Origin of the sequence: Sphingobacterium sp. UBA7631, from assembly GCF_002483935.1 — a bacterium.
Lineage (GTDB): Bacteria > Bacteroidota > Bacteroidia > Sphingobacteriales > Sphingobacteriaceae > Sphingobacterium > Sphingobacterium multivorum.
In genome coordinates, this window is sequence record NZ_DLIX01000008.1 from 260375 (window position 1) to 286603 (window position 26229).

23 protein-coding genes are annotated in these 26229 nt (G+C 39.3%); 7 read left to right on the forward strand and 16 right to left on the reverse strand.

What is annotated here, in order from left to right; genetic code table 11:
• Nucleotide 1: 1 nt before the first annotated feature.
• Nucleotides 2–580 (forward strand): Maf family protein, encoded by a 579-nt coding sequence (locus B3P16_RS15645; RefSeq protein ID WP_286843489.1) that lies wholly within the window; start codon nucleotides 2–4, stop codon nucleotides 578–580.
• A gap of 55 nt (nucleotides 581–635) precedes the next feature.
• On the opposite strand, the gene B3P16_RS15650 is transcribed toward B3P16_RS15645, so the two are convergent.
• From B3P16_RS15650 to B3P16_RS15725, 16 genes are all read right to left on the reverse strand, one after another.
• A complete protein-coding gene (locus B3P16_RS15650; protein ID WP_286843491.1) occupies nucleotides 636–3221 on the reverse strand; it encodes a TonB-dependent receptor domain-containing protein in 2586 nt (861 codons plus the stop codon).
• Nucleotides 3222–3488: 267 nt separating this feature from the next.
• The gene (locus tag B3P16_RS15655; RefSeq protein WP_286767351.1) at nucleotides 3489–4088 is read right to left on the reverse strand and encodes an HYC_CC_PP family protein; all 600 of its coding nucleotides are present in this window, start codon (nucleotides 4086–4088) and stop codon (nucleotides 3489–3491) included.
• Nucleotides 4089–4258: 170 nt separating this feature from the next.
• Nucleotides 4259–6724, reverse strand: coding sequence for a phosphocholine-specific phospholipase C (locus tag B3P16_RS15660; protein WP_286843492.1), 2466 nt, complete (start codon nucleotides 6722–6724; stop codon nucleotides 4259–4261).
• 184 nt (nucleotides 6725–6908) lie between these two features.
• Nucleotides 6909–7670, reverse strand: a complete 762-nt coding sequence (trpA, locus tag B3P16_RS15665) for a tryptophan synthase subunit alpha (protein ID WP_286843493.1) — start codon at nucleotides 7668–7670, stop codon at nucleotides 6909–6911.
• A 3-nt stretch (nucleotides 7671–7673) separates the two neighbouring features.
• Entirely contained in the window at nucleotides 7674–8858 is a 1185-nt protein-coding gene (gene trpB / locus B3P16_RS15670) for a tryptophan synthase subunit beta (RefSeq protein WP_070562076.1), read from the reverse strand.
• Nucleotides 8855–9481 carry a phosphoribosylanthranilate isomerase gene (locus tag B3P16_RS15675; RefSeq protein ID WP_112373782.1) on the reverse strand — a complete coding sequence of 209 codons (627 nt, stop codon included), beginning with the start codon at nucleotides 9479–9481 and terminating at the stop codon, nucleotides 8855–8857. Before B3P16_RS15675 ends, trpB begins: the two co-directional genes overlap by 4 nt.
• A 1-nt stretch (nucleotide 9482) precedes the next feature.
• Nucleotides 9483–10472 (reverse strand): anthranilate phosphoribosyltransferase, encoded by a 990-nt coding sequence (trpD, locus tag B3P16_RS15680; protein ID WP_115047270.1) that lies wholly within the window; start codon nucleotides 10470–10472, stop codon nucleotides 9483–9485.
• 361 nt (nucleotides 10473–10833) lie between these two features.
• Nucleotides 10834–11301, reverse strand: a complete 468-nt coding sequence (locus tag B3P16_RS15685; RefSeq protein WP_147282001.1) for a hypothetical protein — start codon at nucleotides 11299–11301, stop codon at nucleotides 10834–10836.
• Nucleotides 11302–11452: 151 nt separating this feature from the next.
• Nucleotides 11453–11674, reverse strand: coding sequence for a DUF2795 domain-containing protein (locus B3P16_RS15690; protein WP_028072584.1), 222 nt, complete (start codon nucleotides 11672–11674; stop codon nucleotides 11453–11455).
• Nucleotides 11675–11796: 122 nt separating this feature from the next.
• Entirely contained in the window at nucleotides 11797–12555 is a 759-nt protein-coding gene (locus B3P16_RS15695; protein WP_112373780.1) for an ABC transporter ATP-binding protein, read from the reverse strand.
• Entirely contained in the window at nucleotides 12537–13328 is a 792-nt protein-coding gene (locus B3P16_RS15700; protein ID WP_286843495.1) for a lysophospholipid acyltransferase family protein, read from the reverse strand. Before B3P16_RS15700 ends, B3P16_RS15695 begins: the two co-directional genes overlap by 19 nt.
• 66 nt (nucleotides 13329–13394) lie before the next feature.
• Nucleotides 13395–14309, reverse strand: a complete 915-nt coding sequence (locus B3P16_RS15705) for a substrate-binding domain-containing protein (RefSeq protein ID WP_070562273.1) — start codon at nucleotides 14307–14309, stop codon at nucleotides 13395–13397.
• A gap of 4 nt (nucleotides 14310–14313) precedes the next feature.
• Nucleotides 14314–14784 (reverse strand): DsrE family protein, encoded by a 471-nt coding sequence (locus B3P16_RS15710; protein ID WP_070562276.1) that lies wholly within the window; start codon nucleotides 14782–14784, stop codon nucleotides 14314–14316.
• Between the two features lie 31 nt (nucleotides 14785–14815).
• Complete coding sequence (locus tag B3P16_RS15715) at nucleotides 14816–15796, reverse strand: c-type cytochrome (protein WP_070562279.1); 981 nt, start codon at nucleotides 15794–15796, stop codon at nucleotides 14816–14818.
• Between the two features lie 80 nt (nucleotides 15797–15876).
• Nucleotides 15877–16779, reverse strand: coding sequence for a LysR family transcriptional regulator (locus tag B3P16_RS15720; protein WP_286843496.1), 903 nt, complete (start codon nucleotides 16777–16779; stop codon nucleotides 15877–15879).
• A gap of 61 nt (nucleotides 16780–16840) precedes the next feature.
• Nucleotides 16841–18211, reverse strand: a complete 1371-nt coding sequence (locus B3P16_RS15725; RefSeq protein ID WP_286843498.1) for a dipeptidase — start codon at nucleotides 18209–18211, stop codon at nucleotides 16841–16843.
• A gap of 107 nt (nucleotides 18212–18318) precedes the next feature.
• Here B3P16_RS15725 and B3P16_RS15730 point away from each other — a divergent pair, with 107 nt between their 5' ends.
• The 6 genes from B3P16_RS15730 to B3P16_RS15755 all read left to right on the forward strand — a co-directional run bounded on the left by B3P16_RS15730 (nucleotide 18319) and on the right by B3P16_RS15755 (nucleotide 26228).
• Nucleotides 18319–18633 (forward strand): hypothetical protein, encoded by a 315-nt coding sequence (locus B3P16_RS15730; protein ID WP_139144912.1) that lies wholly within the window; start codon nucleotides 18319–18321, stop codon nucleotides 18631–18633.
• Between the two features lie 7 nt (nucleotides 18634–18640).
• Nucleotides 18641–19192 carry an RNA polymerase sigma factor gene (locus tag B3P16_RS15735; protein WP_070562291.1) on the forward strand — a complete coding sequence of 184 codons (552 nt, stop codon included), beginning with the start codon at nucleotides 18641–18643 and terminating at the stop codon, nucleotides 19190–19192.
• Entirely contained in the window at nucleotides 19185–19538 is a 354-nt protein-coding gene (locus B3P16_RS15740; protein WP_115047277.1) for a hypothetical protein, read from the forward strand. The genes B3P16_RS15735 and B3P16_RS15740 overlap by 8 nt, the downstream gene beginning before the upstream one ends.
• 188 nt (nucleotides 19539–19726) lie before the next feature.
• The gene (locus B3P16_RS15745; RefSeq protein ID WP_201639732.1) at nucleotides 19727–22450 is read left to right on the forward strand and encodes an outer membrane beta-barrel protein; all 2724 of its coding nucleotides are present in this window, start codon (nucleotides 19727–19729) and stop codon (nucleotides 22448–22450) included.
• An 18-nt stretch (nucleotides 22451–22468) separates the two neighbouring features.
• Nucleotides 22469–23257, forward strand: a complete 789-nt coding sequence (locus tag B3P16_RS15750; RefSeq protein WP_070562299.1) for a GLPGLI family protein — start codon at nucleotides 22469–22471, stop codon at nucleotides 23255–23257.
• Between the two features lie 253 nt (nucleotides 23258–23510).
• Nucleotides 23511–26228, forward strand: a complete 2718-nt coding sequence (locus B3P16_RS15755) for an outer membrane beta-barrel protein (RefSeq protein ID WP_201639731.1) — start codon at nucleotides 23511–23513, stop codon at nucleotides 26226–26228.
• Nucleotide 26229: the final 1 nt, after the last annotated feature.

The following is a 26229-nucleotide window of genomic DNA, read 5'->3' on the forward strand; positions in this document are numbered from 1 at the left end:
GATGTTGAAAAATCTAAAAAATAGAACAATTATATTAGGGTCTCAGTCTCCACGAAGAAAGCAGCTGTTAGCAGGGCTTGGACTGACATTTGAAGTCGACGTACGGGAAACGGCAGAATATGTGGATCCGAATTTGTCTGCAGCTGAGGTCGTTCGTCAAATTGCTATTTGTAAAGCGGAAGCATTTGGGGATAAAAAAGATTGTTTGGTTATCTGTGCCGATACTATTGTGGTATCGGATAAGGGCGAAATCTTAGGTAAGCCCAAAGATGAACAGGAAGCCAGAGAAACGCTAACAAACTTGTCTGGTCAGAAACATGTGGTGCTGACTGCTGTAGCGATCTCACGGGAGGGTAAGATGAGCACTTTTGTCGAGACGACAACTGTTTATTTTTACGAACTAGAGCTGGATGAAATCGATCATTATGTTACTCAATTTTCGCCACTAGATAAAGCAGGTTCTTATGGAATACAGGAATGGATCGGCTTAATCGCCATAAAAAAGATAGAAGGGGAATACAATAATGTGGTCGGATTACCCACGGCAAAGCTTTATCAAGAATTGAAAAAGTTAATGTAAAAAAAGCGGCTTTTGCCGCTTTTTTATTACTCTTTGATTTTTTTTAGCTTACCTGTTATTTGATGAAATAACGAACGCCGGTGTAGAACATGCGTCCTGTTAAAGGACCCCAAAGCATTGACGTATCAAAATAGTTTCCAAAGGGTTGATCCGCGGCAAGGATTGGCATATTTTGGAAATAATTAGACAGATTTTCTCCGCCCACATACACGGTGAAGTTTTTCTCTTTCCCAAAAGTTTTGCTAATCTGCGCATTCATTGTCGCATAAGCCTTTGATGCTGTAGGCATTTGATATTCAACGGGGTTCTCTGCTGTTGATGGAATGCGTTTTTGTCCAACGACATTCAATGTATAATCTACACTCCAGCCAGAATGGTGATTATATGCCAGGTTGACAAAACCACGGTGTTTGGCCAATAGCGGTTTGGTCTTTCTGCCACTTTCAAAATCAGTTTGAACATCAAGTAAGCGATAGGCCAACCTCGTTTCAAAATGTGGTGCTGGCATCAAGCGAAACTCTGTTTGCAAACTATTGGAGAAAGATTTTCCATTCAAATTATAAAAATTGATCTCTCGGGGATTTTCGTAATCGACCACGACCTGATTAGAGAAGCTGTTATGGAAAAATTCAACTGATGCCGAAGCCTCACGTCCGAAGATCCGCATACTTTGGTCTATCGCTATTCCGCTATTCCAGGAGACTTCAGGTTGTAGGCCATAAGCCTTATCGTATATATTAGGCGATTGGATAACCAATTTTCTGCTACTAGCCAATACTGCCGTGTTCTCCGCAAATATATTTGCAGTACGTTGACCTCTTCCTGAGCTAGCTCGAACTGTTGTTCCCGAAAGCGGGGCATAACGTAAATGGATGCGTGGTGTTGTAAACCATCCATACAGGGAGTTGTAGTCTTGGCGAAGACCAATAATGGCATCAAATTTTTCTGATGGACTATAGGTATATTCTGCAAATGCTCCCGAAACCACTTCTTTCCTTTTGAAGTTTTGATCTTTTAAATACCACTCATTGTAATTGTCATAATTAATGGAGGCACCAACGCGATACTTGTGGGCGACTGTCCCGATAATATCTTGAAATAAGAGATTAGCATATCCATTTTGTTGCTCCGAATCGTAGTTATTGAGCCCAAAATAGCTTTTTTGATTGTAGTTTGATCCTGCAAGCTGGAGACCTATGCTGCGGTGCTTATTTTCGGGGAACACATAACCAATTTTAGCAAAACCTTCTACGCGTTCGATATCAAATCCCAAACCATAGCGATTTGTCGTACCCTTATCTGTCTTTTTGTTAAAATCAATCTGTCCGCCTGTACGGTCGTCATTGAGATATTTAACCCCAAATTGTACCATAAGCCCTTTTCCATTTTCATAAAACCAGCGGTTGACACCAGAGAATAGATTGCCAACGGGTATATCTCTAAATCCGTTGTGACTAAAGTTCATGGATTTATTGTACATGAAATTGTCATGCAGGAGCACTGCAGTGGACCAATGCTGACCAATTTTTTGTGAAAGATTTAAGTTGACATCTGTACGTCCCATGTTGTTCGCATAGGCATTAAAAAACAATCTTTCTGAATTTTGAGGTTTCTTCAATTCGACATTGATCTGTCCGGCCATGTTTTCGAAACCGTTGGCTACGGAACCGATACCTTTCGCAATTTGAATTGATTCAATCCATGTCCCTGCAATAGAATTTAAACCTAAAGGAGAAGCGAGCCCACGTGGCCCAGGTAAATTTTCAACGGTTAATTGGGTATAAATACCGCTAAGGCCTAGCATTTGAATCTGTTTACTGCCTGTTACTGCATCAGCACTGACGACATCGACGGAGGCGTTGGTTTCAAAGCTTTCGCTTAAATCACAGCAAGCGGCTTTGAATAACTCTTTTCCGGTAAGAACTTCTAGTCGTGCAGGTGTCATACGGTCAATATAATTTGAGCGTCGTGTTCCTTTAACCTCGACTTCCATCAACACATTACCCTTCGCTGTAATCATAATGACTTCATGAAGATCTTTGATGGTGATGGTGTCAGATTTCATCCCAACATAACTTACAACCAATTTGTTGAACCCTTCTTTGTGGTCCAATTTAAAAACACCATTTTCGTTTGTCCTTGTGTTTTTGGTTGGAAGGTTGGCCCAGTGTAAATTGGCGCCAATGATGGGTTTAAGATCCCCCTTTTCATTTTCTTCAACAACAACACCGGTAACGGTATGTGGATGATCATGGTTATCGGTTGTCACCGCTTTCTTTTCGGGTACTTTGCCATTTTCCAGTCGCGGATACATACAGCATTCATGGAGTTTAGCATAGGATTCATCAGTGGCCACCAGGTTGTCAACATCATGACCAACCTGAGCAATATTTTTCTTGATTGCCTCCAACTGAACTTTTTGGGGGTTATATTTGATTTGCAATAGGTTGTCTCCTGCATTCCAAATGGCCGTTTCTACGCCATGCATTTTTGCGGCCGTTTCAATACGTTTTTTACACATAGCGCAATTTCCAGCCACTGTAAGTGTGCGGGTACTGTCGGTCTGTGCCTGTACAAATGCCAGAAAAAATAAGGATAGGATGGTCGTTGTATATATTTTTTTGAAAATTTGATTCATCATTTTAATTAAGAGTATTCGCTTCAACTAGCATTTAATTTTTATCTTCATGATATCGCGCAACCACATGCAAGGGGTACGGATTTATTTTTTTCAGTTCTACAATTTTTTTTGCTGAATGATTTAAAATCCACTGTTTTTTGTTCCGTGATAAGCTACGAAAAGATGAATGTTGGGAATAACAGTCTGCTATTCTCGCGAGATATAAAAACTGTAGTGGACTTCGATCAATTCAAGAAAATGAACTGCGTTCAGTGAAAAGAGGTGATATTAAATTCTAAAATTTTGATTGAGAATAAAAACAGGAGAGCTCTGTCTATTGTAACTCGCAAAATCGGCATACTTTAGTTTAGAAAAATCGTCTTCCTCCCCAGCGAAATGATAATAATTAAGTATCCAATGAAGCGTAATTATTGCAGGAGAAAAATGGTTGAAATCAAGATTTTGTGTTACTCTGCTGAATTTATCGACCTTTTGTGCTTCGATCTTAACATCTTTACAGCTTCCTGTTTCATGACAGTGTTTCTGCTGTTTTTTTGCAGACTTGGCACACAGAGGGCAGGCCATATTATGGCTTTCCGATAACGATACACTTTGTGTTTCCCCTTGGCAAAAATGAAGATGCACTGAGGCACCACTTGCTGCGAGCAAATAGAAAAATAGGCCGATTAATAGTGCAATTTTCTTCATAGAAGCAAAAATAAAGAAAATATGTAATTTTTTTTTGTAATATTTTGGATAAATGTTATAACTTGTAGTAACAAATGAAAAACTAAAATTTACCAAAGTTATGAATTTATTATTTATCAATCCGGTCAGCTCGTATTTGCTAGCTATCTTTTTGATTGTTGGGGCAATTCTATTGTACAAGGGATTTTACCATCTGGCTCGTCGTATACAGGAATAGTACAGTATGTTCGGTGTTTTTTAGGAGCACTTTACAGGGAAACAGCCTATGTAGTTTAGTCCCTTAAATTTGACTACTCAAGGAAGATTTTATAAGAATGGGAACATTTTCTAGATGCTCCCATTCGTGTTGTTTATCGGCTTAATAAAGGGTCACTTTTTCCGGCATTTCCAATCTCTACACGACCTGCATATCGTTCTTCGAAGTTTAGAAAACCACTGCAAGTAAGGCGGAAGTCGTACCAAAAGTTTTGTTTAGCCAATTCAAAATGTATCGTGATGAATTGTCCACCTTTAAGTTGCAAACTTCTTTTTTCCTTTCCATAGCTGAGATCCTCAAAAATAAGTTGCTCGGTTGTTTTTCCATTGTTTGTACAGGAGAAAGACAAACGGCCAGTAAATGCTGCTTCATTTTTACTTTTTTCATACGTACAGCGGATCTTTACATGTGGATTATCCGCGTCGCCTTTAAATTCCCGATAAAATCCGTTTGGACCATGGATTTCGAGGTGGTACATTCTTTTGTCGAAGGCATCTAGCGGCCAATGGTCTGTTACATGATCTCCTGGAGCAACCGCATAATTTCTGGAGGTTCCAACTTCTCCTTTGTAGCTAGCAGCATGGTAAACTGTAAATGGTGCGCCTGCGGCCTGTTTGCCAAAAATTTTATCTGAAGCCTCAAATGTGACCAGGTAATCCCCTTTGGATTGGTATTCGCCATGCACATAAAGTTCATAAGGAAGGATACATGAATCCCGAAGCCCTTTTTCTTGTTTTGGGAAATAGGGTGAACTGCCGGGGTCTTGCTCTATTTGTTTGATCTCCATTGCGCTAAGCGCTTTGAACCCCATGGGAAGACCTTTGAACTTGGCTTGGTGAATCTCTTGGATAAAAGGTTCCCGCTCCAGCACAATAGGTTTGTTCATGGTTTCGCCATGATAGGGTCTAAATGCCGAAGTTAAGTCTCCACATACAGTACGCCGCCAAGTGCTGATGTTGGTTTCTTTTATATTTTTATTGATTTTGTGATTAATAAACTTCTCCAGGAATTGTAAACTGGAGGTATGGTCAAACACTTGTGAATTGACCCAACCGCCTCTGGTCCACGGAGAAGCAATAATCATCGGTACACGATAGCCAAGACCGATATTGCTTTCTCTTCCGCTTTCAGGATAATATTGCTCATCGCGGCGTACAAATTCCAATGCAGGGTTTATTCCCTCGGATACTTTTCCACTTTCTGTATCATCAGGGTTTGGTGCTGTAAAGGGTGCAAAGTGATCGAAATACCCATCATTCTCATCATAAGTAAGTATAAAAATTGTCTTTTTCCAAACTTCTGGATTTTGGGTGAGAATGTCCATAATTTCGCTGACATACCATGCGCCGAACCAAGGAGAATCGGGGTGGTCAGAAAAAAGCTGGGGCGGAGCTAACCAAGATACGGTTGGAAGTTTACCCTCCTCAACATCTTTTCGGAATTGATACAGGACATCTCCTTTAGGGATCTGTAACTCGCGCTGTTGCCCCCCTTCTTGATAATGCATTGTTTCCAATTCCATATAATCTTGCTGCGCACTGTTGTTAACAAAGGCACGGCGATGAATATCTTTTGTCCGCTCGTCGAGCTTTTCAAAGTTATCGGCTGTATATCGCTGTAATTCTTCTTGAATATGCTTGAGATTTTTCTTTAAATCTTCGAGTGCTTCGGCAGCTGGTGTTTCGCTAATTTTGCGCTCGAGATCTTCTTTTTTTAGAGTCAGGAGCTGACGATAGCGGGGATGATATTTGACTTGATATTGTGGGAAGTACTCCATCGGATTACAACCAAAATTGGCGAGCCAGCTGTTTGCCTCTCCACTATAACCAGCACTGCTTGAAGAAATTTCATTTTGATAGATTTTCCAGTCTACGCCTAATTCCGAAAGGCGTTCGGGAAAAGTGGTCCATGTTGCTTTCCCGCTAAACTCGGAGTCTCCATTCCAAACTAAGGCTTTTCCTGTCAGATTTTCCCGGATATTGGCCGTCCAGAAATAAAGCCGGTTTGGATTCGTGCCGGTGATGCTCGAACAAAAGTGTTGGTCACAGATTGTGAAAGAGTCTGCCAGAGAGTAGTAAAAAGGAATGTCTTCACGGGTATAATGTCCCATAGTCAACGGTAGATCGGCAAATTCTTTAAATCCAGAATGTTTTACATCCAACCATCTGTTCATTTTACCCTTATTCCTTGCGTCGGTTTGATCGGTCCAGTTGTGCGGAAGACAGCCCATCCAGGTAACTTTTGAATCTTTGATATCCAATCGGAAGGGGGCAAATGTTTCTCCGGATTTTTGCGTCTGAAACCATACTTTATTTCGATTGGGTTGACGGATAGCTCTTGGGTCATTGAAGCCTCTTACACCACGTAGTGTTCCAAAGGCATGATCAAATGAACGGTTTTCCTGCATTAATAAAACGACGTGCTCGGCATCATAAAAGGTGCTGCCCAATGCTGGATTAATAGCCATCGCCTTCGCAATAGCGGATGGAATAACATGGGAGAGAGAGGCTCCCCCGGCAAGCATAGCCGCTTTCTTTAAAAAATCTCTTCGTGTATCCATGGTTATATCAGTATAGATTTGACGGGCCGCCTATTGCTTGGTTAATTAAGGCAGCAAAGATATTCTCTTTGAAAAAATACATTTTCAAAAACCGTCTTAAAAATAAGAGTTCGATCCAAGAAAAAAGACTTTAGATCGAACTCTTATTAAAAAAATAATGCTTTGCTAATTTTTAGCCTGTAGGTTAAGCTTTGATAGACGAGATAAATGCTGGGATTTGGTCGAGATAATCCGGTTCCTTTAACCGTTTTACAAATGCAGTACCTATAATGGCACCCGCCGTATGCTTGCTTGCTTTTTGAAAGGTCGGTTTATCGGAGATACCGAAGCCAACGATCAATGGATTTTTTAATTGGAGATCATGTATCCGCTTAAAGTAAGCTGCTGTATGGTCTCCAACATCAAGTGTTTTACCCGTCGTTGCATTGGAAGAAAGTAAATAAATAAAGCTCCTAGAAAGGCTGTCTATTTTTCTGACGCGTTCTTCAGAAGTCTGCGGTGTTACGATGAATATATTGGCGATCCCATTTTTCTCGAACGTCTCTTTGTAAAGTTCTTCGTATTCATCCATTGGTAGGTCGGGTATAATGACACCATTAACGCCTACATTTTTACATGCTTCACAGAATCTTTCCACACCAAATTGAAGTACAGGATTAAAGTAGCCCATCAAAAATACGGGGATACTGACATGCTTACGCAGGTCATTCAACTGATTAAATAACTTTTCTACAGTCATACCATTTGCCAAGGCAATTTCAGAACTGTGCTGAATGACAGGTCCATCTGCCACTGGATCGGAATAAGGGAAACCGATTTCCAGAAAGTCCGCGCCGGCATCTTCCAATTTCTTTGCAATATGGATTGTGCTGTCCAATGTTGGATACCCAGCTGTAAAATATATCGATAAAAGGGGGGTACCTTCTTTTTTCTCAATTGTATTCATGCCTTAAAAATCAAAGTATTTCATATAATTATCTAGATCCTTGTCACCACGTCCAGAAAGACAGACAACGACAGTCTCATCGCCTTTAAAAGGTATTTTTTCCAGATAAGCCAGCGCATGAGAACTCTCAATAGCCGGTATGATACCTTCTAATCGCGTAAGCTCAAGACCTGCACGCATCGCTTCGTCGTCAGTTACGCTGACATAGTTACCTCTACCGGATTTGAATAACCAAGCGTGTTGGGGGCCAATACCGGGATAATCGAGTCCCGCCGATATGGAGTAAGGTTCGATGACCTGGCCATCCGCTGTTTGCATAAGTATAGATCGGCTTCCATGTAAAACTCCCTCTTTTCCTAATGCTGTTGTAGCAGCGGATTCGCCTGAATCAACACCGTGGCCAGCGGCCTCTACGGCATACAATTGAACCGATTCTTCATCGAGGTAATGATAGAACATACCTGCCGCATTGGAGCCTCCACCGACACAGGCCAATACAATATCTGGATTTTCTCTTCCTGTTTTTGTCAAGAGCTGTTTTTTCGTTTCGGCAGAAATAATAGACTGAAAGCGAGCAACCATATCGGGATAAGGATGTGGTCCCACAACAGACCCAATGATATAATGGGTGTCGACAGGATTGTTGATCCAATCTCGCAAAGCTTCATTGGTAGCATCCTTTAGCGTTTTGGACCCTGATGTTGCCGGAATAACTTCGGCACCCATCATTTTCATCCGTGCTACATTTGGAGCCTGACGTTGAATATCAACTTCTCCCATGTACACTGCACATTGTATACCTTTGAGTGCACAGACGGTCGCTGTGGCTACGCCATGCTGTCCTGCGCCTGTCTCCGCAATGATGCGCTTTTTGCCCAGGCGTTCCGCTAATAGAATTTGGCCAATGGTATTGTTGATTTTATGCGCTCCGGTATGGTTAAGATCCTCCCGTTTTAAGTAAATCGTAGTTCCATATTTTTCAGATAGACGCTTGGCATGATATAATGGAGAAGGACGTCCGACATAATCGCTGAGCAGTTGGTTAAATTCCTCCTGAAAGCTCTCTTCTTCGATAATTTTGAGATATTCTTCACGTAGCTCTTTCACATTTGGATAGAGCATCTCAGGGATATAGGCTCCTCCAAAGGGACCATAATATCCTTTTTCATTGACTTGATATATACTCATTTTTTAATTGTATTTATACTGTGGCTTAATAGCGCAATATCTTTTAAGCCGGGTTCTACTTCAAATTTTGAATTTAAATCCAGGGCATATAGTCGTGGATCATTTCTTTCTAGCGCTGTTTTGATATTTTCGGGATCTAAACCACCGCTGAGAAAATAGGGGGTAGTAAGTTTGTATTGGTCCAATAGGGACCAGTCAAATTGTACTCCTGTACCACCATAGGAACTACTTTTGGTATCAAATAAAAAGTAGTCCACAACTTTAGCGTAAGGATCAAGCTGTATCCAGTCAAAGTTTTGATCAACTCCGAAGGCTTTCAAGATGATAACCCCTGATTTTTCTTTCAATTCAAGACAGAATTCGACAGATTCATCGCCATGCAATTGAATTACATTTAGTTGGAATTCAGTTATTTTATCTAGAATTGCTGAGAGGCTAGCATTGACGAAAACGCCGACTTTGCTTAGGCCGTCAAGCTCCTTAATGTATGCGGAGGAGCTTTGACCAACATAACGTTTGGATTGATCATAAAATATAAATCCCATATAATCGATGCCCAAGGAAGCTACAGCGGTTATATTGTCGGGATATTTCATACCACAAACTTTTACTTTGACCGCCATTTTATTTTTTGATTAGTTTTTGGAAACTTCGTAAAGCTTTACCTCCCATCAATGAACCTTCTGCTTCATAAAAACAGTCGCCAAAAGATTTTTCGGGGTTAAAGGTCTTGATCGCAAATGCGGCATTGGTCAAAACAACATTGTTCTGCACATCTGTACCCTGATTGTTCAATATCGATAAGAATGTGTGGGCGGTATCCGCTATCGTTTCACCTCCTGTCAGCTCCTGGGCTGAGACTGGGGTGAAACCAAGCTCTTCCATGTTGTAGTAATTTTCCCCTTGGTTGTTGATTAACTTAAAATCACCGGTCATGGATATCTCGTCATAACCGTCCAAAGCATGAATAATGGAATATTGTTTGTTGGTGTTTTGGTATAAATAACCATACAGTCTTGCCAATTCTAAACTAAATACACCAACAGACTGAAATCTAGGATTGGAAGGATTTGTCAATGGCCCTAGCATGTTAAAGAAAGTCTTAACACCCAATGCACGACGTATCGGGGCAACAGTTTTCATTGCAGGGTGAAACAATGGTGCATGGAGAAAACAGATGTTGGCTTCATCAAGCTGGCGTTGTAGTTCAGCCTTATCGTTGCTGAATTGATAGCCTAAATATTCCATGACATTGGAAGAACCACAGCTCGAAGATACCCCGATATTACCGTGTTTTGCGACATGGTAACCAGCCCCAGCTGTGATAAAAGATGCTATTGTCGAGATATTAAAGGTATTTTTACCATCCCCACCTGTACCGCAAAGGTCAATTAAATCATAACCATCAAAATCCAGTTTGAGACATAAATCATACATCGCATCCCTAAACCCTCCAAGCTCTTCAACGCGAATGCTGCGCATACCATAAGCGGTCATAAATGCCGCAATTTGGTGGCTGTCATATTTGCCCATGGCAATGTTGGTTAGAATCTCGTAGGCCTCTTGCCGAGAAAATGTCTTGTATTCAAATAAATGCGCTAAAATTTCTTTCATGGTAATTTAAATAAAAAAAGGGCTTACCTTATTTAGGCAAGCCCATCATATCTTGACGTATTAATCAAATAATGCAATAGGAATTTGCCACAACGTTATTCGTTGTGCCACCACCAAGCTTTATTTGAGACAGTTGTTATCATTGTTGTTTTTATTAATACAAATATGGTTGATAGAATTATAAAATGCAAGTGTTTTTATTGAAAAATTTTTAAGAAAGCATCATTGGCTTAATATTGCTCACAAATATGCTGTAAAATAAAACCTGATAAGCGCGCATTTATGTAAGCCTGAGCGTGATATTTAAGGGTTATAAGAGCAAGGATCTGATAAAATGGGGGCGATGAAAACAAGATGAAAATTAATAGAATACAAAATGGGCCTTATTGTTACCTTTAGAGACTAATGTAAAAGAAGCTATTTTTCTATCACGAATAACGGCAGCAAATACAAAACGCTTGAGGTATTTGACAAAGTAGACTTGTTGTGGATCAATACCTTCGAGATCGATATCACTTGTTTCTTTTCTTCCCGCTTGAGCAAAGCTAAGATATTCCAGTTGGTTGATATTCTTGCTCTGTACATTTATCCTGATTTCATCGATGCTTGCCAATAAGTATTCTTGCAGGTCTTCGTTTAGTTTTTTTGATGTGATTAGATCTTGACTTAGTATAATATCAGTAGCTAGACTAGGATCATGTAAACGTTGGACAAACCTTTTTAAAACAACAATATATTCATTGGATGTTTGTTGTTCCTGAGCAAATGAGCTTTGGCTGACCATACAGCTAATCAATAGGAACAACAATAGCTTTAATTTTATCTTCATATCTGTAAGACTTAGCTTCATCTAAATGGATTAAAACTAGGGAATAAAAAAACTCGGGAGCTAATCGGTATACACCATACTGAGGTGTCTCCGAAAAGAGGGGGATGTTTTCAATAAAAAACGCCTTTATTAAAAAGGCGTTTTTTATTTTTTAGTATTCATCTTCATTGAAGAAGAAATCGTCTTTTGTTGGATAGTCGGGCCAAATTTCTTCGATATTTTCATATGGCTCACCATCGTCCTCAAGAGATTGTAAGTTTTCAATCACCTCAACAGGTGCACCCGAACGAATAGCGTAATCGATTAATTCATCTTTTGTTGCTGGCCATGGTGCATCTTCTAGATGCGAAGCTAATTCTAATGTCCAATACATATAAAAACAATTTAAGTTCTCTATTTTCGCAAAACTATGATTTAATTTAACTTAAGCAAGTAAATCACGTGTTATTTTTGTGGTTTTAATGTAAGTAGTTGATTTTTAACGTTATAATATTTTTAGATATTCTCAAAATCACTTCCCTTTTCGTTTAACGCATTAAGTCTTGGGGACACGGATTTAATATCAGGATTTGGATAATCATTTTCGATCAAGCCATCTCGCATGCGTACAATACGGTGTGCATGTAATGCGATATCCTCTTCATGAGTCACTAGGATAATGGTATTGCCCTTGGAGTGAATTTCTTCCAGTAGACCCATAATTTCAATAGACGTTTTGGTATCAAGGTTTCCTGTTGGCTCATCGGCAAGTATAATGGATGGATCGTTGATCAACGCTCTTGCAACAGCCACACGTTGTCGTTGTCCTCCTGAGAGCTCGTTCGGCCTATGATCCATACGATGTCCTAAGCCGACACTTTCCAATGCTGCAGTAGCTTTTTCCTCACGTTTAACTTTATTATAGCCCGCATAAATTAGGGGAAGTGCAACATTTTCAAGTGCTGTATTCTTTGGTAATAGGTTAAACGTTTGAAAGACAAAACCAATTTCTTTGTTTCTTACTTCGGCGAGTTCATCGTCAGTCATGTCACTCACATTAATCCCGTTGAGGATATATTCTCCCCGGCTAGGGGTATCCAAGCAACCGAGAATGTTCATTAACGTGGACTTGCCTGATCCTGAAGGCCCCATTAAGGCAACAAATTCTCCTTTATTGATGTTGAGTGTAACGGAGCTTAAGGCATGAATTGTTTCTGCACCAATTTGGTACTCTCTGGCAATATCCTTGATTTCGATTAAGATCTTTCCTGACATATTTTTTGGAGGTTCTCTAGGTTATGAAAATACGATTTATTCTTCATAATCCAATAGGAATGCATTTTGTCATATACAACTTTTTCTAGTTCCGATGCATTATCATCGTTAAAATCTTTAGTCTCTATCGGCTTGAATACATGTATTTTAACTATTCCCGGCCGAGATCCTCTTTTCGAGCCGTCATCGAAAAAGATATCCCAGGCATTTTCAATAATAATTGGTACTGTGGGAACGTCATTCTGAATAGCAATTCGAAAGGCTCCGGATTTAAATGCGTGAATCTGTGGGGGGAAACTATCGTCGATTTTTCCTTCTGGGAAGATAACCACACTTCTTCCGCTTCGGACGAGTTCATTGGCACGATGAAAAGCCTTGAAAGAAGATACTTTACTTCTTCTTGTGACCGGGATATCTATTGTTTTGAAAAAAATGCGTGTAACCGGGTTTTTAAGCAGGGAAGCTTTTCCAATAAATGAAAAAGGAGCTGGGCACAAGTAGGTAAGGGCTGTTATATCCAAGACCGAAGTATGATTGGGACACAATACCATGGAACGGTTCCAATCTATTTTTGATTCATAGCTCACCTTAAAAAATACACCAGCTAAGGCCGAACCACCAACTGATACCCAGCGTCGCATACGGGCAATCCGAGCATAATTTTTTTCGGGACGTCGTGCTAAAAAATAGATGTAAGGGAAAAACAGAAGAAAAACAAGTAGAACGCTGATAAAATACCAATACCGATGGAGTTTTTTGAGCAATAGGATCATACAAGTCAACTAATTTTGACCTAAAGTAAAAAAAGAAAATGGATAATTAATTATCCATTTTCTTTTTTAGTCTACTGTAAAACCATACTTCTTGTAAATACGCTTGGCTGTTGGCGAGTCCATGAATTTTAAAAAGTCATCTGCAGCCTGCGTATGCGGTGCGTTTTTCAATTTTGCAGCAACGTAAGTTGCGGTTGTATTTTGCGCATCAGGAATGGTAATCCCTTCGACAGGATGGCCAATTAGTTTTTGATAAACGACTTCAGAAGCCCAAACTGGAGCCGCATCAGCCTGTCCATACAATACACGCATGGGGCTTTCGCGATGGTGGATCTTAGTCAGATAAGTGCTGCCGTCGTTGACCTTATCTTCCATGATTTTTTTGACGAGTTGTTCGCCCCCGGCTTTTCTATAGGATGCTTTGATCTGCTCCCCAATTCCTTCCCATTGGGGATTAGGCATGCTGATACGAACTTTGTCATTCCCCAGATCATTCAATGTGCTGATATTAGCGGGATTTCCTTTTGGAACCATCAAACAGATATTGTTATAGCAATACACCTGCGTATGGCTAAAATAATCTGCCATTTCGTTGATCGCCCGTTTACTCGCCGTGTAAATATCGGGTTTATGCGTAATGCGTAGATTGCCTATCGTAATTGAACCGACTTTAATCTGCTTGGCTAAAATGCCTGGTGGCAGTGTTTCAACAAAAATACGTTCGTATTGTGGGTATTCTTGTTTGAATGATGCGAGTAGATCATCGACGACCATAAATTGATTGCCAGCGAAAAAAACGGTAAGCTGCGGATTCTCGATATCACCATATAAATCTGGAATATTGTCTATCCCAGGTACCGTAAAATTTAGCGCCGATTCTGGTGGAGTATTCCAGGGCGGATCAAAACGATGTTCTTGTGCCTTAATTTCCTGGACACCCAATAATGCTATTGTTAGACCAAGCAGTAGAAAATTTCTCATTATACTATGGTTTAACGATAACCCAACCTTCATTTGCGCGTAAGATTAATTCACCATTTCCGCTAGGAACATAACCTATAAAATCAAATAGCTCTTCTTTGGCAATATGTTTCTCTTCCAACGTATTCAGGCATTGCGCTACGATAACGCCTTTCTCGACGAGATCTTTCAAGGGTTTCTCGTATTGGCTGTTCTTTTTTAGGTAGGCTTCGGTACCGCCAGAAAATGCAACCAGTTCAATTTGTAAACGTCCTTTTAATCGCGGGTCCTTCAAGACATTGTTAATATTGCGAATTGCTTTTTCAATTGTTTTTGGATCATTGCTGTCCAGTTGATAGATAGCTTTATACGCTTTTTTCTTCGCAACGGCACCGCTGTATTGATGGTTATCGAGCAACAATTTATTGTCCTGTGCTTTCGCTTGAATAGTCATTATCGCTAATAAAATACAAGCGATTGTAAATTGTTTTTTCATATTTATTATTGATTTAAAGGGATATGTATGTTTAAAAATTAAAAGGTCCGAGTTTATGTTGTTCTATACTAATGTTATCGGCATAAGGTGGATAGGGGCTATCTTTGGGCTTTTTGCTTAGATTAGGATAGTCCAATTGCTTATCTGTTTTTTGAGGTCTATCGAAAGAATTGATATACGCCGCCACATCATAGGCTTCGTCGTCTTTCAACTGAGGTGCATCATAAGTTGCGCCTAAAGGCATATTCGCTTTGATAAAACGGGCCGCGGTAAGCAATCGTGCCATCCCCGCGCCATCATTGTAGCTGTCTTTACCCCATAAGGGTGGATATTGATATCCTTTGCCAGCTGTTTGAGGCAGCCCCTGCCCATCTCGTCCATGACAACTGGCACATTTGTTCTCAAAGACCACTTGACCATGTTTCAGGTCCGCCGCACGGTTGGGAATATCCATTTTTATAAATCCTTGGCCTGCCAACCGACCTTTATTAACTGTATTCACGCTGATGTTCTTGATATAGGTGACAATAGCCCTCATTTCCTTGCTGTTTTCGGGAATAGCTCGACCATTCATACTCCGCTCAAAACAACCATTGATGCGCTCTTCAAGTGATTCAATCTTATTTTCTCGTCCAATATAGGTTGGAAAGACATTGGTGAGCCCGACGTAAGGAGCAGCAAAAGCCTTTGTGCCGCCATTAAGATGGCAGCTGCTACAGGCCAGCTTGTTTCCAATCTTGACTTCACCATCATAAAAATAATCGTATGTGTTTTTAATTAGCTTTTCACCATAACTGGCCATTTCACCTTCGGGGCTATCTTTGAAGGAGATTTCCTTAAATTGGGAAACGTGTGTAATAAGGGAGTCGTTGTGTATATCAATAGCATCTGCTCGGTTTTTCCGATTCTCATGTTTGAGTGGAAACACACATAAAGTTGTACAAGTAATGACCAATGCGACGATGATCCAGCTGAGTGCCTTTAAGTAATTTGTAAGTTTTTTATAATCCATTCCGCTAATTCATTTGTACAAATCTATGCGGCTCCAACCTGGAATTAAAACGAAGTTTGTTTATGAGACATAACATTTGGTTATAACTTGAAGTTTTGCCGTAGACAGAATTGCAGAAACTGGTTGGGCGTACCGGCAAGTCCTCCATATAAATGGGTAAAATAGAAGTAACGTTCTATTGTCAATTGTGGAATATCGACAATGGTCAATAAATTATTTAACACTTCTTTTTGCACCGTATGAATTGACAAAAAAGCAAAGCTGTTGCGACGGGCAAGGTAGCCTTTGATACTCTCTGTTGAAGGTAAGATCATTTCTATCTGTACTTCGGATAGATTGATGCGGTTATCTTTTAGTGCGTTCTCAATAATTGTTCGTGTACCCGAGCCCTGCTCGCGTAGTACCAAAGGTAAGCGTGTGATATCGGATAATACTGGATTTTTTAATTGATCTAATAGTGGGTTTTGGCTATTTGTGACAAGAACCAGTTCATCCTTCATAAAAGGAATGTATTTCAGGGCCCGGTTGTCGGTAGACCCCTCCGTGATACCTAAATCCAATGTTTTATCAATAAGCTGTTCCTCAATACTGCGGCTATTGGATTGAAAAGACTGAATACGGTTGTTGGGGTATTGGGATAGAAAATCAGCAAGTAGAGCGGGTAAAACATATTGGGAGATGGTTGTGCTGGCTCCCAACACCAGATTTCCTTTTCGTCCTTCTTGCAATTCCTGTATTTCTTGGCCCGCCTGATTGTATAGATTGATAATCTGTTGGGCATATTTATAAAGAATTTGACCTGAATCGGTTAAATTAAGATTGTTACCCTTTCTTTCGAAGAGTGGTACGCCAAGTTTCTTTTCTAGTTCTTGGATGTTTTTGCTTACTGCTGGTTGCGAGATAAAAAGGGCAGCGGCCGTTTTGGTGAAGTTAAGGTGCTGAGCAGAAGTGTAAAATACAATTAAGCGGAAGTCAAAATCCATAAAACGATAAAGGGTTATTTCTAAAATTTAAAAATAACCCTTTATCTAATGAAAAACTAAATTATTTGCTTAGTTCCGCGTAATATTTATGAAATAAAGGTATTGTTGAAATTCCCATTAGGTAATTCTCAATACCATATTTTTCATTTGGCGAGTGCAGGTTGTCACTATCCAAACCGAAGCCTAGAAGTACTGTTTTTAAACCCAATACTTCCTCAAAAAGAGCAACGATTGGAATAGATCCGCCACCCCGAGTTGGGATCGGTTGAACACCAAATGTTTCATGTAGCGCTCTCTCTGCAGCTTTGTAAGCAATGCTGTCGGTCGGTGTCACGACAGGCTCACCACCATGATGGGGCTTTACTTCAACTTTCACATAATCTGGTGCAATAGATTCAAAATGTTTTTTGAAAAGCTCCGTAATACGGTGAGAGTTTTGGTTTGGTACAAGACGCATGGAGATTTTCGCATTCGCTTTTGATGGAAGTACTGTTTTGGCGCCTTCACCGATATAACCACCCCAGATACCATTTACCTCCAAGGTTGGTCGAATACCGGTGCGTTCTAATGTTGTGAAACCTTTTTCTCCCCAGATATCTTGGATACCCAGGTCTGTTTTGTATTCTTCAATGTCAAAAGGTGCTTCATTTAATGCTTTGCGTTCTTCGGCAGTCAATTCGACAACATCATCATAAAATCCAGGGATAGCGATATGATTGTTTTCGTCATGTAATGATGCAATCAGTTTTGCTAATATCGTCGCCGGATTGGCTACTGCTCCACCATATACGCCGGAGTGTAAATCTCTATTAGGCCCCGTAACTTCAACTTCAACATAAGAAAGGCCGCGTAAGCCAGTTTCTAAAGAAGGTTGCTCCATGCTGATCATCGAGGTATCAGAAATAACGATAACATCTGCTTTCAGTCTCTCTGTATTTTCTTTAACAAACGTGCCCAAATTGACTGAGCCTACTTCCTCTTCACCCTCAATCATAAATTTGATGTTACATGCTAAAGCATCATTTTTAATCATGTATTCGAAGGCTTTTACATGCATATAAAACTGACCTTTATCATCGGCAGAACCACGTGCATAAATTTTGCCATCACGGACCGTCGGTTCGAAAGGAGGGGTATCCCACAGCTCGTAAGGATCAGCAGGTTGTACATCGTAGTGACCATATGTCAACACTGTAGGAAGTGCCGGATCGATAATTTTTTCTCCATAAACGATTGGATTACCAGCGGTAGGACAGACTTCTACATTGTCGGCTCCGGCTTCACGCAATTTCTGAGCAACAAAGTCAGCAGTCTTTTCCACATCTCCTTTAAATTTAGGATCGGCACTTACTGATGGTAAACGCAATAAATCAAACAACTCATCTAAAAAACGTTGCTTGTTTGCTTCTACATATTCTTTAATGTTTTGCATATTGTTTGTGTTTGAAACAAATTTACACAAATCGAGACATTTAACTCAATTTGTTGTAACCTTTTCGGGAATAGCCGTGACTAATGTAAAAACTAATTCAAATAATTATGGAAAAGCAATCAGTAGCAGCCGTTTTGGGCGTCGGATTATTTACGTGTATTACCTTGTGTGTTTATTTTATTATGCGTTATCGAAGTGCCACAGTACACCTACCTAGCGAAAGTAGGAAAAAGGAGTCTTTGGATTGGCAAAAACCCGGAATTTTGGTCCTTGGTATCGGAGTAGGCCTGTTCATTGTCGGGATTTTGGATAACTATATCAATACAGACTTGCCAGATTCACTTGCCGTAGCAATTTTGATTATTTCTGCAGGAGTTGCGATGATAATTGCTAACCGATTGGATAAAAAACGCGATATTTAACCCGCCAATGGATGAAATCTATATTCGAAAAGTTCTGTCAGGTGATGTGGAGTCTTATCGTTATTTTATAAAAACGTATAAGGATATGGCATTTTCTGTCGCTCTTTCTATTGTGAAGGAAGAGCATTTGGCAGAAGATGCCGTTCAGGATGCATTTATAAAATGCTATCAATCGCTGTCTTCCTTTAAAGGGAAATCTAAATTTAGTACCTGGTTTTACCGGATTGTGGTGCATGTGGCTTTTAATGCCGTTCGACATAAGAAACTGGACCTGGTCAATTTTGATCTTTCCCACCATGACACATCGCATGAGGATTCTGTATTGGATGAAATAATCGCGCATGAAAGAAAAGAAATGATCAACGATGCACTCACTATCCTGCCCGCCCGGGAGTCTGTTGCATTACGTTTATTTTATTTAGAAGAACAGTCTATGGATGAAATTCAGGAAATTATGGGCTGGACATTGGCAAATACAAAAGTGATCTTACACCGGGCCCGTAAAAATATGCAGATCATCTTGAGTCAGTTAATTAAAAAAGCAGAGTATTATGGATAAGCAGCAGGAAAAATTCAGAAGGGTTATGCAAATGAGCAAAATAGAAATGCCATTCGACGATTTTGAACAACGGATCATGGGCAGCATCTTAGCGCTTGAGAAAGATAAAGAAAAAGCCCTGTCAAATAAAAAGTATGCGATTACATTTTTTCTCCTTGGGACTGTTTGCGGAATCCTGTTAAATAATTATCTGATGGCCAAAATTGAAGTTGCAGATATAACCCCGGATCTTAAAAATTATAGTGCGATAGCTTGTCAAATATCTTTTGCCCTATTGATATGCTTCTTTTGTCTGCAGTTGTGGCGGTTGATCAATATGCAACAGAAAAAACATTATCAAGTCTAGCAAAAAATCTTTTTTTGAGTAAAGGTATAGGACCTGAGTTTTTGTACAAAGGACTTCCTATTTCGTTCAAATAGTGGGGGCGTGGGCCAAAATTAGTTTTTTTAGAAATAAAATTAAATTTACTGTAACAAAACATTGGTTTTATCTACTAATGTTATATTGATATTAATTTACTATCCAACAATTTTATGAAAAGAGTTTTACAAATGCTCTTATTTTTCATTTTTGCTATTCCTGGTCTGGCTTTGGGTCAATCCAAGATTGCTGGAAAAATAAGTGATGTAAAGGACCAACTAAAGTTATCAGACGCAACAGTTATGCTATTGACTGCTAAAGATTCTATATTAACAGGCTTTACCCGGTCTGATGAAAATGGTCTATTTTCCTTAGCCAAGCCCGATACAGGATCTTATGTGCTTATTGTGAGTTACCCCAAGTATGGTGATTTTTATACGGAGATCCAATCCGGTGTGGATTATTCCAAATTGGCTATTGGTCTAACAAACACAGCTACATTATTACAAGAAGTCATCGTTACGGGCCGTATCCCAATCACCATTAAAGGTGATACCACTGAATATGACGCCGGCAGTTTTAAAGTTGAGAAGAATGCCAAAGTTGAAGACCTGTTGAAAGCTTTGCCCGGCATCACGGTTGATGCATCTGGAAAGATTACTGCACAAGGTAAAACAGTCAAAAAAGTATTGGTAGACGGCGAGGAATTTTTTGGCGATGATCCGACGCTGGTAACGCGCAACATCCGATCGGATATGGTGGATAAAGTTCAGGTTTACGAGAAAAAATCCGAGCAGGCAGAGCGAACAGGAGTGGATGATGGTCAGCGTGAGCAAACTATCAATGTAAAGCTAAAAGAAGGCTCTAAAAATGGCATGTTCGGAAAAGCGCTTCTTGGTGGTGGAACCGACGACTACTATATGGGGCAATTGATGTTGAACAAGTTTAAGGGTTCGCAAAAAATATCAGTTTATGGGCTTTTCGGTAATAATGGTACCACGAGCATGAACTGGCAGGATGCCCAAAAGTATGGTGGTGATTCAGGTGTATCCTATGGTGATGACGGATCGATGAGCTGGTCTAATTTTACGGATCCTTTTTCTGGACAAGGAGTTATTGGTGTACCTAAAGCCATAAATTCGGGCGTTAACTTCTCGGATAAATTTGATAAAGATAAACATACAGTCAACATTAACTATAAATACGGAAGATTGAGGAGTGATGGAAATGATGAGACGATTACAACAGGTTTGATCAATAACAAATCGGTGAAGAATATAGATTCCGAAAATGACCAGCATCGTGCGAATCTGAAATATGACCTGAAATTAGATTCGTTAAATCTCCTAACCATACGAGGTGGAGCATCAAGAAAGAATCTTTGGTCAGATAACAAACGTGAAGCTTATCAGTTTGGCCAAAACGCAGACACAACCATTGCCGAGAATACAAGGGAATTGGTGAAAAATAATATCAACGAGTTCAACTTGAGTACCTATTTTACCCATAAATTCAAGAAAAAGGGACGTTCTTTTACATTTGATGGTCAATGGAAAAGAAATGAAATGAAAGGTACTGGGCATTTAAATTCTGACCTGAGAAATTATAGCTTAAAAACAGATTCAACTACAGATCAAAGTAAGGTACGTAACAATACAAGTGATGTGCTAAGCGCTTCAATTTCCTATACCGAACCTTTGTCCAAAATTTGGAACCTTGTTGTGGGAACTGGAATTGAGCAAAGTAATAGTAGTTCCATCGTGGAGTCTTTCAATAAGGATGGAGAGGGAAATTACACGCAATTGGATCGTCGTTTCAGTAATAACTATGATTTTGATAGAAGCAGCAATAGGTACAAATTGGCTATAGTCCATACAACTGAAAAATTTAAGTTCACGGTGGCTAATAATTTCAATAATGACAAATTGAAACAGTTCAATAACTATACAAGCGAGGGGATTACAAGAAGTTACTTTACTTACAATCCAAATGTAAGTGCAGGCTATTCCTTTACAAAAACTAAGGGGTTATGGATGAATTATACCGGTAAAAATCAATTGCCTTCTTTGAGCCAGATCCAACCGATATTAGACAACTCAGACCAGATTAATCGCTATTTGGGAAATGAAAACCTAAAACCTTCTTTTAGAAATTCATTGAATCTGAATTATAATTCGTTCCGTGTGTTGACCGGGAATTACGTGTATGTCGGCGGTAATATTTCTACCGAAAAGAATCCGATTACGCAGAATATCGATACACTAAAAGGAATCAATACATATACTTGGAATAATGTTGATGGTAAGACAAATACTTCGCTGAACGTATGGTCTGGAGTTTATTTCAAGTTGAGCAAAAAACTTGGCTTGTCCAACTCGCCACAGTTTTATGTGAATATGAGTGACAACTATAACATGTTCAATCACCAATTGAATAAAGTAAATACGACGAACTTTAATTTTACGTATAATTTTAAAAGAGATACCAAGACAGGTTTAAATTTTGACCTGAACTTTAGTCCACAATATCGTTTGATGAAATCAAGTTTGGAACGCAATACCAATAGCAATGGTTTCGTATTCGCTTCCAACGGAAGTGTGGAGTATTTCTTCAACAAAACATTTAAGGTTTACACGAATTATACCTACTCCTATGAGGCAGCGACCAAAGCTTTTGATGAGAAGTTTGAGCAGTTTTTGTTGCATCCGGGTGTAAGCAAGAAATTCTTGAAAAATGAATCGTTGGTGTTGGATTTTATGATCAATGATGTTCTTAACCAAAACAAGGGCTTTAGTCGTTCGGCATCGACTTCTGTCTTTACGCAACGTCGATATGATACGATACGCAGATATTATATGCTTAAACTATCATGGGATTTTACAAAAATGTTTTTATAAAATATTAAGCGAAATACAATGTTAAAATATATCTTTTTTCTCTTCTTCTGTTGTTCAGCCTTTGGTCTTAAAGCACAGTATACGTTGTTTGGTCGATCGGGAACTATTTCCTACGATAAGACGATGTATATGAAGAATATCGTAAGTAAAAAATTCATCGCTAAAGCCGATGATAACTCAAAACAATTTTTTGAGCGTATAATACCGAGATTACCAGAAAGTGCCGTGTTAAAGAAGTCTATGAAATTTAATACCACGGAGACTTTGTTTGAGTCGGTAAAAGACGAGAGCCTGGATGCGGAGATTAAGCAGTATATTATGATGCTTGCGCTAGACTTTGATGCATCCACACTTTCAAATATGTCCAACCGATCTTTTTTGAGATACAATGATATTGTAGGTGAAAAAATTATTGTTCAGGATTCCATGAAGCGTATCAAATGGAAAATCACCGATGAATACCGTGAGATCGCTGGGTACAATTGCAGGAGAGCCAATGGTATTACACCGGATTCCATTTATGTCATTGGATATTACTGCAATGAAATTCCGATCAGTGGTGGCCCAGAGTCCATCAATGGTCTCCCCGGAATGATTTTAGGCTTGGTTGTACCTAGTCAGCACGTTTCCTATTTTGCAACAAAAGTTGAACTCAGCAACACCGTAGTGATGGACAAAAAGAAATTCGAGAATACCAAAGTCAAACGAATGACAAGAAAGGCCATGACAGATCAGATTACAAGTGTGCTGTCTCAACACATGAATAAAGAAACTGTTCAATTTATTATGGAACTTGGCAATTTATAAAGATCACAGCATGCTGTTTATACAATATGTTGCATATTTCTAACTGTTTAGATAAAAAAGCTCTTCAAAAGAAGAGCTTTTTTTATGGTTTTTAGTTTGTATTGCATTGTTAGTCAATTGTTTGTTTTATTTTTTAATACCTTTTTATTGCTTGTATTTTTTTTGGGATAAACTGAAATTAACTGAAACAAAATATTAGTTTTGTGCACGAATTTTATTATTTATATAATTATATACTATCCAAAACCATATTATGAAAAGAGTGGGGCAACTACTTTTACTTCTTTTATTCTGTTTCTGCGGAATAGTTCATGCTCAATCGCGAATTGAAGGAAAAATCAGTGATGTAAAGGATCAGCTTAAGCTGCATAATGCAACAATTATGTTGTTAACTGCCAAAGATTCTATTTTGACCAATTTTACCCGTTCAGATGAACAAGGTAAGTTCTCTCTTGAGCGACCAGATACGGGACAATATTTTATCATTGTAACCTATCCGAAGTATGGTGAATATTACGCGGAGATCTTGCCAGGGCAGCATTACAATAACCTATCTATTGGAATGACCAGCAGCGCAACCTTGCTGGAGGAAGTCATTGTAATGGGACGGGTGCCCATTAGTATCAAGGGGGACACAACGGAATATGATGCTGGAAGTTTTAAAGTGGAAAAGAACGCCAAAGTTGAAGATTTGTTGAAAGTCTTACCTGGGATTACCGTCGATGCCTCTGGAAAAATTACTGCCCAAGGAAAAACAGTGAAGAAAATGCTTGTTGACGGGGAAGAGTTCTTTGGTGACGATCCCATTTTAGTAAGCCGGAATATTCGTTCTGATATGGTTGATAAAATTCAGGTTTATGAAAAGAAGTCTGATAAGGCTGAGAAAACAGGAATTGATGACGGTGAACGTACACAGACAATCAACGTGAAACTAAAAGAGGAAGCTAGACGCGGAATATTCGGAAAAGTTGATGTCGGTGGAGGTAGCGATAAATTCTACGCTGGACAGGGCTTTTTGAACTATTTTAATCAATCGTTTAAAGCTTCGGCTTATTTGATTGCAAGCAATACCGGGAAGACCGGTCTCAGCTATGATGAAGTGAATAGTATGGGGGGAGATTACGATGGCGGTGATAATTTTAATGGCGAAGGTATTCCCAAATCCTTGAATACAGGATTTTTATATTCGGATAAAACCGCTAACAAAAAACATGCTTGGCGGATCGACTATAAGCATATCCGATCTGATGTTGATCTGGATCGCAGTGTGTTTACGCGCAATGCGGCACGCGACACGATATTGACTAGCAATAGCAGCACATTGGCGTCAAATGAGAACAGAAAGCATAATATTGGTTTGAAATATGAATTTAAGGTCGATTCCATGTCGGATTTAACGGTCTGGGCAGGTGCAAACAAAAGACATGATAATAGTTCTTCAGAGACACAATCAACTACTGTAAATCAATTTGATCAAAAGATCAACAATAACATGCGGAAGTTTACGAACGATTCTAAGTCAGAACAGTATAATGCCTCAGCACTCTATGTAAGACGTTTTAAAAAGAAAGGCCGTTCGTTATCATTCAACTATTTTACATCAGGTAATAAACAGGATGGTGAGCAAGATTTGTTTTCTAAACTCAAATTTTACAAAGAAGGGAATGCTGAAAGAGATTCGACTCTCGACCAGAAGAAATTTGTGAAAAACAGCTCTTTTTCCACGGGCGGTGAATTCGCTTATTCCGAACCGATTTCAAAAAAGATGATCCTTTCTTTTGAATATGGATTGAATCTCAACAGAAATAACAACGCAGTTAGATCTTTCGATAAAAATCAGCATACCGGTACTTTTGATAGGCTAGATAGTTTGTATAGCAATGATTTCTTATATAAAACGATAAAAAACACCTATAATTTCGCAATTAATTATAAACCCCTGGAAAAGCTAGTGATCAATGTCTCGAATAAGTTCGAAAACAGTAATCTGTCACAGTTAAACCGGATGGAAAATTCGAGACTCTCACGATCTTTTTTTGTCTATAATCCGGTGGCTAATGTTAATTATGAAATACAAAAAAATAAATCGATCAATCTGGAATATCAGGGTACCAATGGTTTGCCTTCTTTGAATCAGATCCAGCCACTCCGGTCGAATTTGGACCCTTTGAATGAATATCTAGGTAATGAAAATTTGAAACCCTCCTACACCAATAATTTGAATCTAAGCTTTAGAACGTATTCCGTGTTGGAAGATAAGTTTATAGGTATATTTTTGAGTGCATCACGTACCAACAATGCTTTGGTGCAAAATACAACGATTGATTCATTGGGCAAGACGACATTTGTCTGGGGAAATTTGAATCATAACAGCAATAATCAAATTAGCATCAGGCCAATGTATTACGGCAAATTATGGAAAAAAATTCAATTGAGACATGGTGGCGGTCCATCGGTATCTTTCAGCAACAATTATAACTATGTCAATACTGTTTTGGCGAATGCCAAAGTGCAGCGTTATGCGATCAATTATAGTCTACAGCGATCGACCACCAAAGGCTTGGACTTTGGTATTGAATTGTCTCCAGGATATCTTATACAAGACAATTCCATCGGTGCAATGGAAGATAGTAAGGGATTTACGTTTTCATCTGAAGGAAACCTAAAGTATTTTCTTCCGGCTAAATTTATTGTGCGGGCAGATTTTAGCTATACGTATCAGGCACCCACGGCGGTGTACAGTAAAAAATTTGAACGATTTGTGCTGAGCCCTGCATTGTCAAAAAAATTCCGAAAAGATGAAAAGCTCGAATTGACCTTTATGGTTAATGACCTCTTCAAACAGAATGTGGGTTTTGACAGAAGTCAAAATGGAACACTACTGACCGAACGCCGATACAATACAATCAGTAGATATTATATGGTTAAGCTCACTTGGGAAATAAATAAAATGCTCGTAAAATCGAAATAAA

Coding starts and splice junctions, on each gene's coding strand:
- B3P16_RS15645 (WP_286843489.1), top strand. CDS start 2: ATGTTGAAAAATCTAAAAAATAGAACAATTATATTAGGGTCTCAGTCT.
- B3P16_RS15650 (WP_286843491.1), bottom strand. CDS start 3,221: ATGATGAATCAAATTTTCAAAAAAATATATACAACGACCATCCTATCC.
- B3P16_RS15660 (WP_286843492.1), bottom strand. CDS start 6,724: ATGGATACACGAAGAGATTTTTTAAAGAAAGCGGCTATGCTTGCCGGG.
- trpA (WP_286843493.1), bottom strand. CDS start 7,670: ATGAATACAATTGAGAAAAAAGAAGGTACCCCCCTTTTATCGATATAT.
- trpB (WP_070562076.1), bottom strand. CDS start 8,858: ATGAGTATATATCAAGTCAATGAAAAAGGATATTATGGTCCCTTTGGA.
- B3P16_RS15675 (WP_112373782.1), bottom strand. CDS start 9,481: ATGGCGGTCAAAGTAAAAGTTTGTGGTATGAAATATCCCGACAATATA.
- trpD (WP_115047270.1), bottom strand. CDS start 10,472: ATGAAAGAAATTTTAGCGCATTTATTTGAATACAAGACATTTTCTCGG.
- B3P16_RS15685 (WP_147282001.1), bottom strand. CDS start 11,301: ATGAAGATAAAATTAAAGCTATTGTTGTTCCTATTGATTAGCTGTATG.
- B3P16_RS15690 (WP_028072584.1), bottom strand. CDS start 11,674: ATGTATTGGACATTAGAATTAGCTTCGCATCTAGAAGATGCACCATGG.
- B3P16_RS15695 (WP_112373780.1), bottom strand. CDS start 12,555: ATGTCAGGAAAGATCTTAATCGAAATCAAGGATATTGCCAGAGAGTAC.
- B3P16_RS15700 (WP_286843495.1), bottom strand. CDS start 13,328: ATGATCCTATTGCTCAAAAAACTCCATCGGTATTGGTATTTTATCAGC.
- B3P16_RS15705 (WP_070562273.1), bottom strand. CDS start 14,309: ATGAGAAATTTTCTACTGCTTGGTCTAACAATAGCATTATTGGGTGTC.
- B3P16_RS15710 (WP_070562276.1), bottom strand. CDS start 14,784: ATGAAAAAACAATTTACAATCGCTTGTATTTTATTAGCGATAATGACT.
- B3P16_RS15715 (WP_070562279.1), bottom strand. CDS start 15,796: ATGGATTATAAAAAACTTACAAATTACTTAAAGGCACTCAGCTGGATC.
- B3P16_RS15720 (WP_286843496.1), bottom strand. CDS start 16,779: ATGGATTTTGACTTCCGCTTAATTGTATTTTACACTTCTGCTCAGCAC.
- B3P16_RS15725 (WP_286843498.1), bottom strand. CDS start 18,211: ATGCAAAACATTAAAGAATATGTAGAAGCAAACAAGCAACGTTTTTTA.
- B3P16_RS15730 (WP_139144912.1), top strand. CDS start 18,319: ATGGAAAAGCAATCAGTAGCAGCCGTTTTGGGCGTCGGATTATTTACG.
- B3P16_RS15735 (WP_070562291.1), top strand. CDS start 18,641: ATGGATGAAATCTATATTCGAAAAGTTCTGTCAGGTGATGTGGAGTCT.
- B3P16_RS15740 (WP_115047277.1), top strand. CDS start 19,185: ATGGATAAGCAGCAGGAAAAATTCAGAAGGGTTATGCAAATGAGCAAA.
- B3P16_RS15745 (WP_201639732.1), top strand. CDS start 19,727: ATGAAAAGAGTTTTACAAATGCTCTTATTTTTCATTTTTGCTATTCCT.
- B3P16_RS15750 (WP_070562299.1), top strand. CDS start 22,469: ATGTTAAAATATATCTTTTTTCTCTTCTTCTGTTGTTCAGCCTTTGGT.
- B3P16_RS15755 (WP_201639731.1), top strand. CDS start 23,511: ATGAAAAGAGTGGGGCAACTACTTTTACTTCTTTTATTCTGTTTCTGC.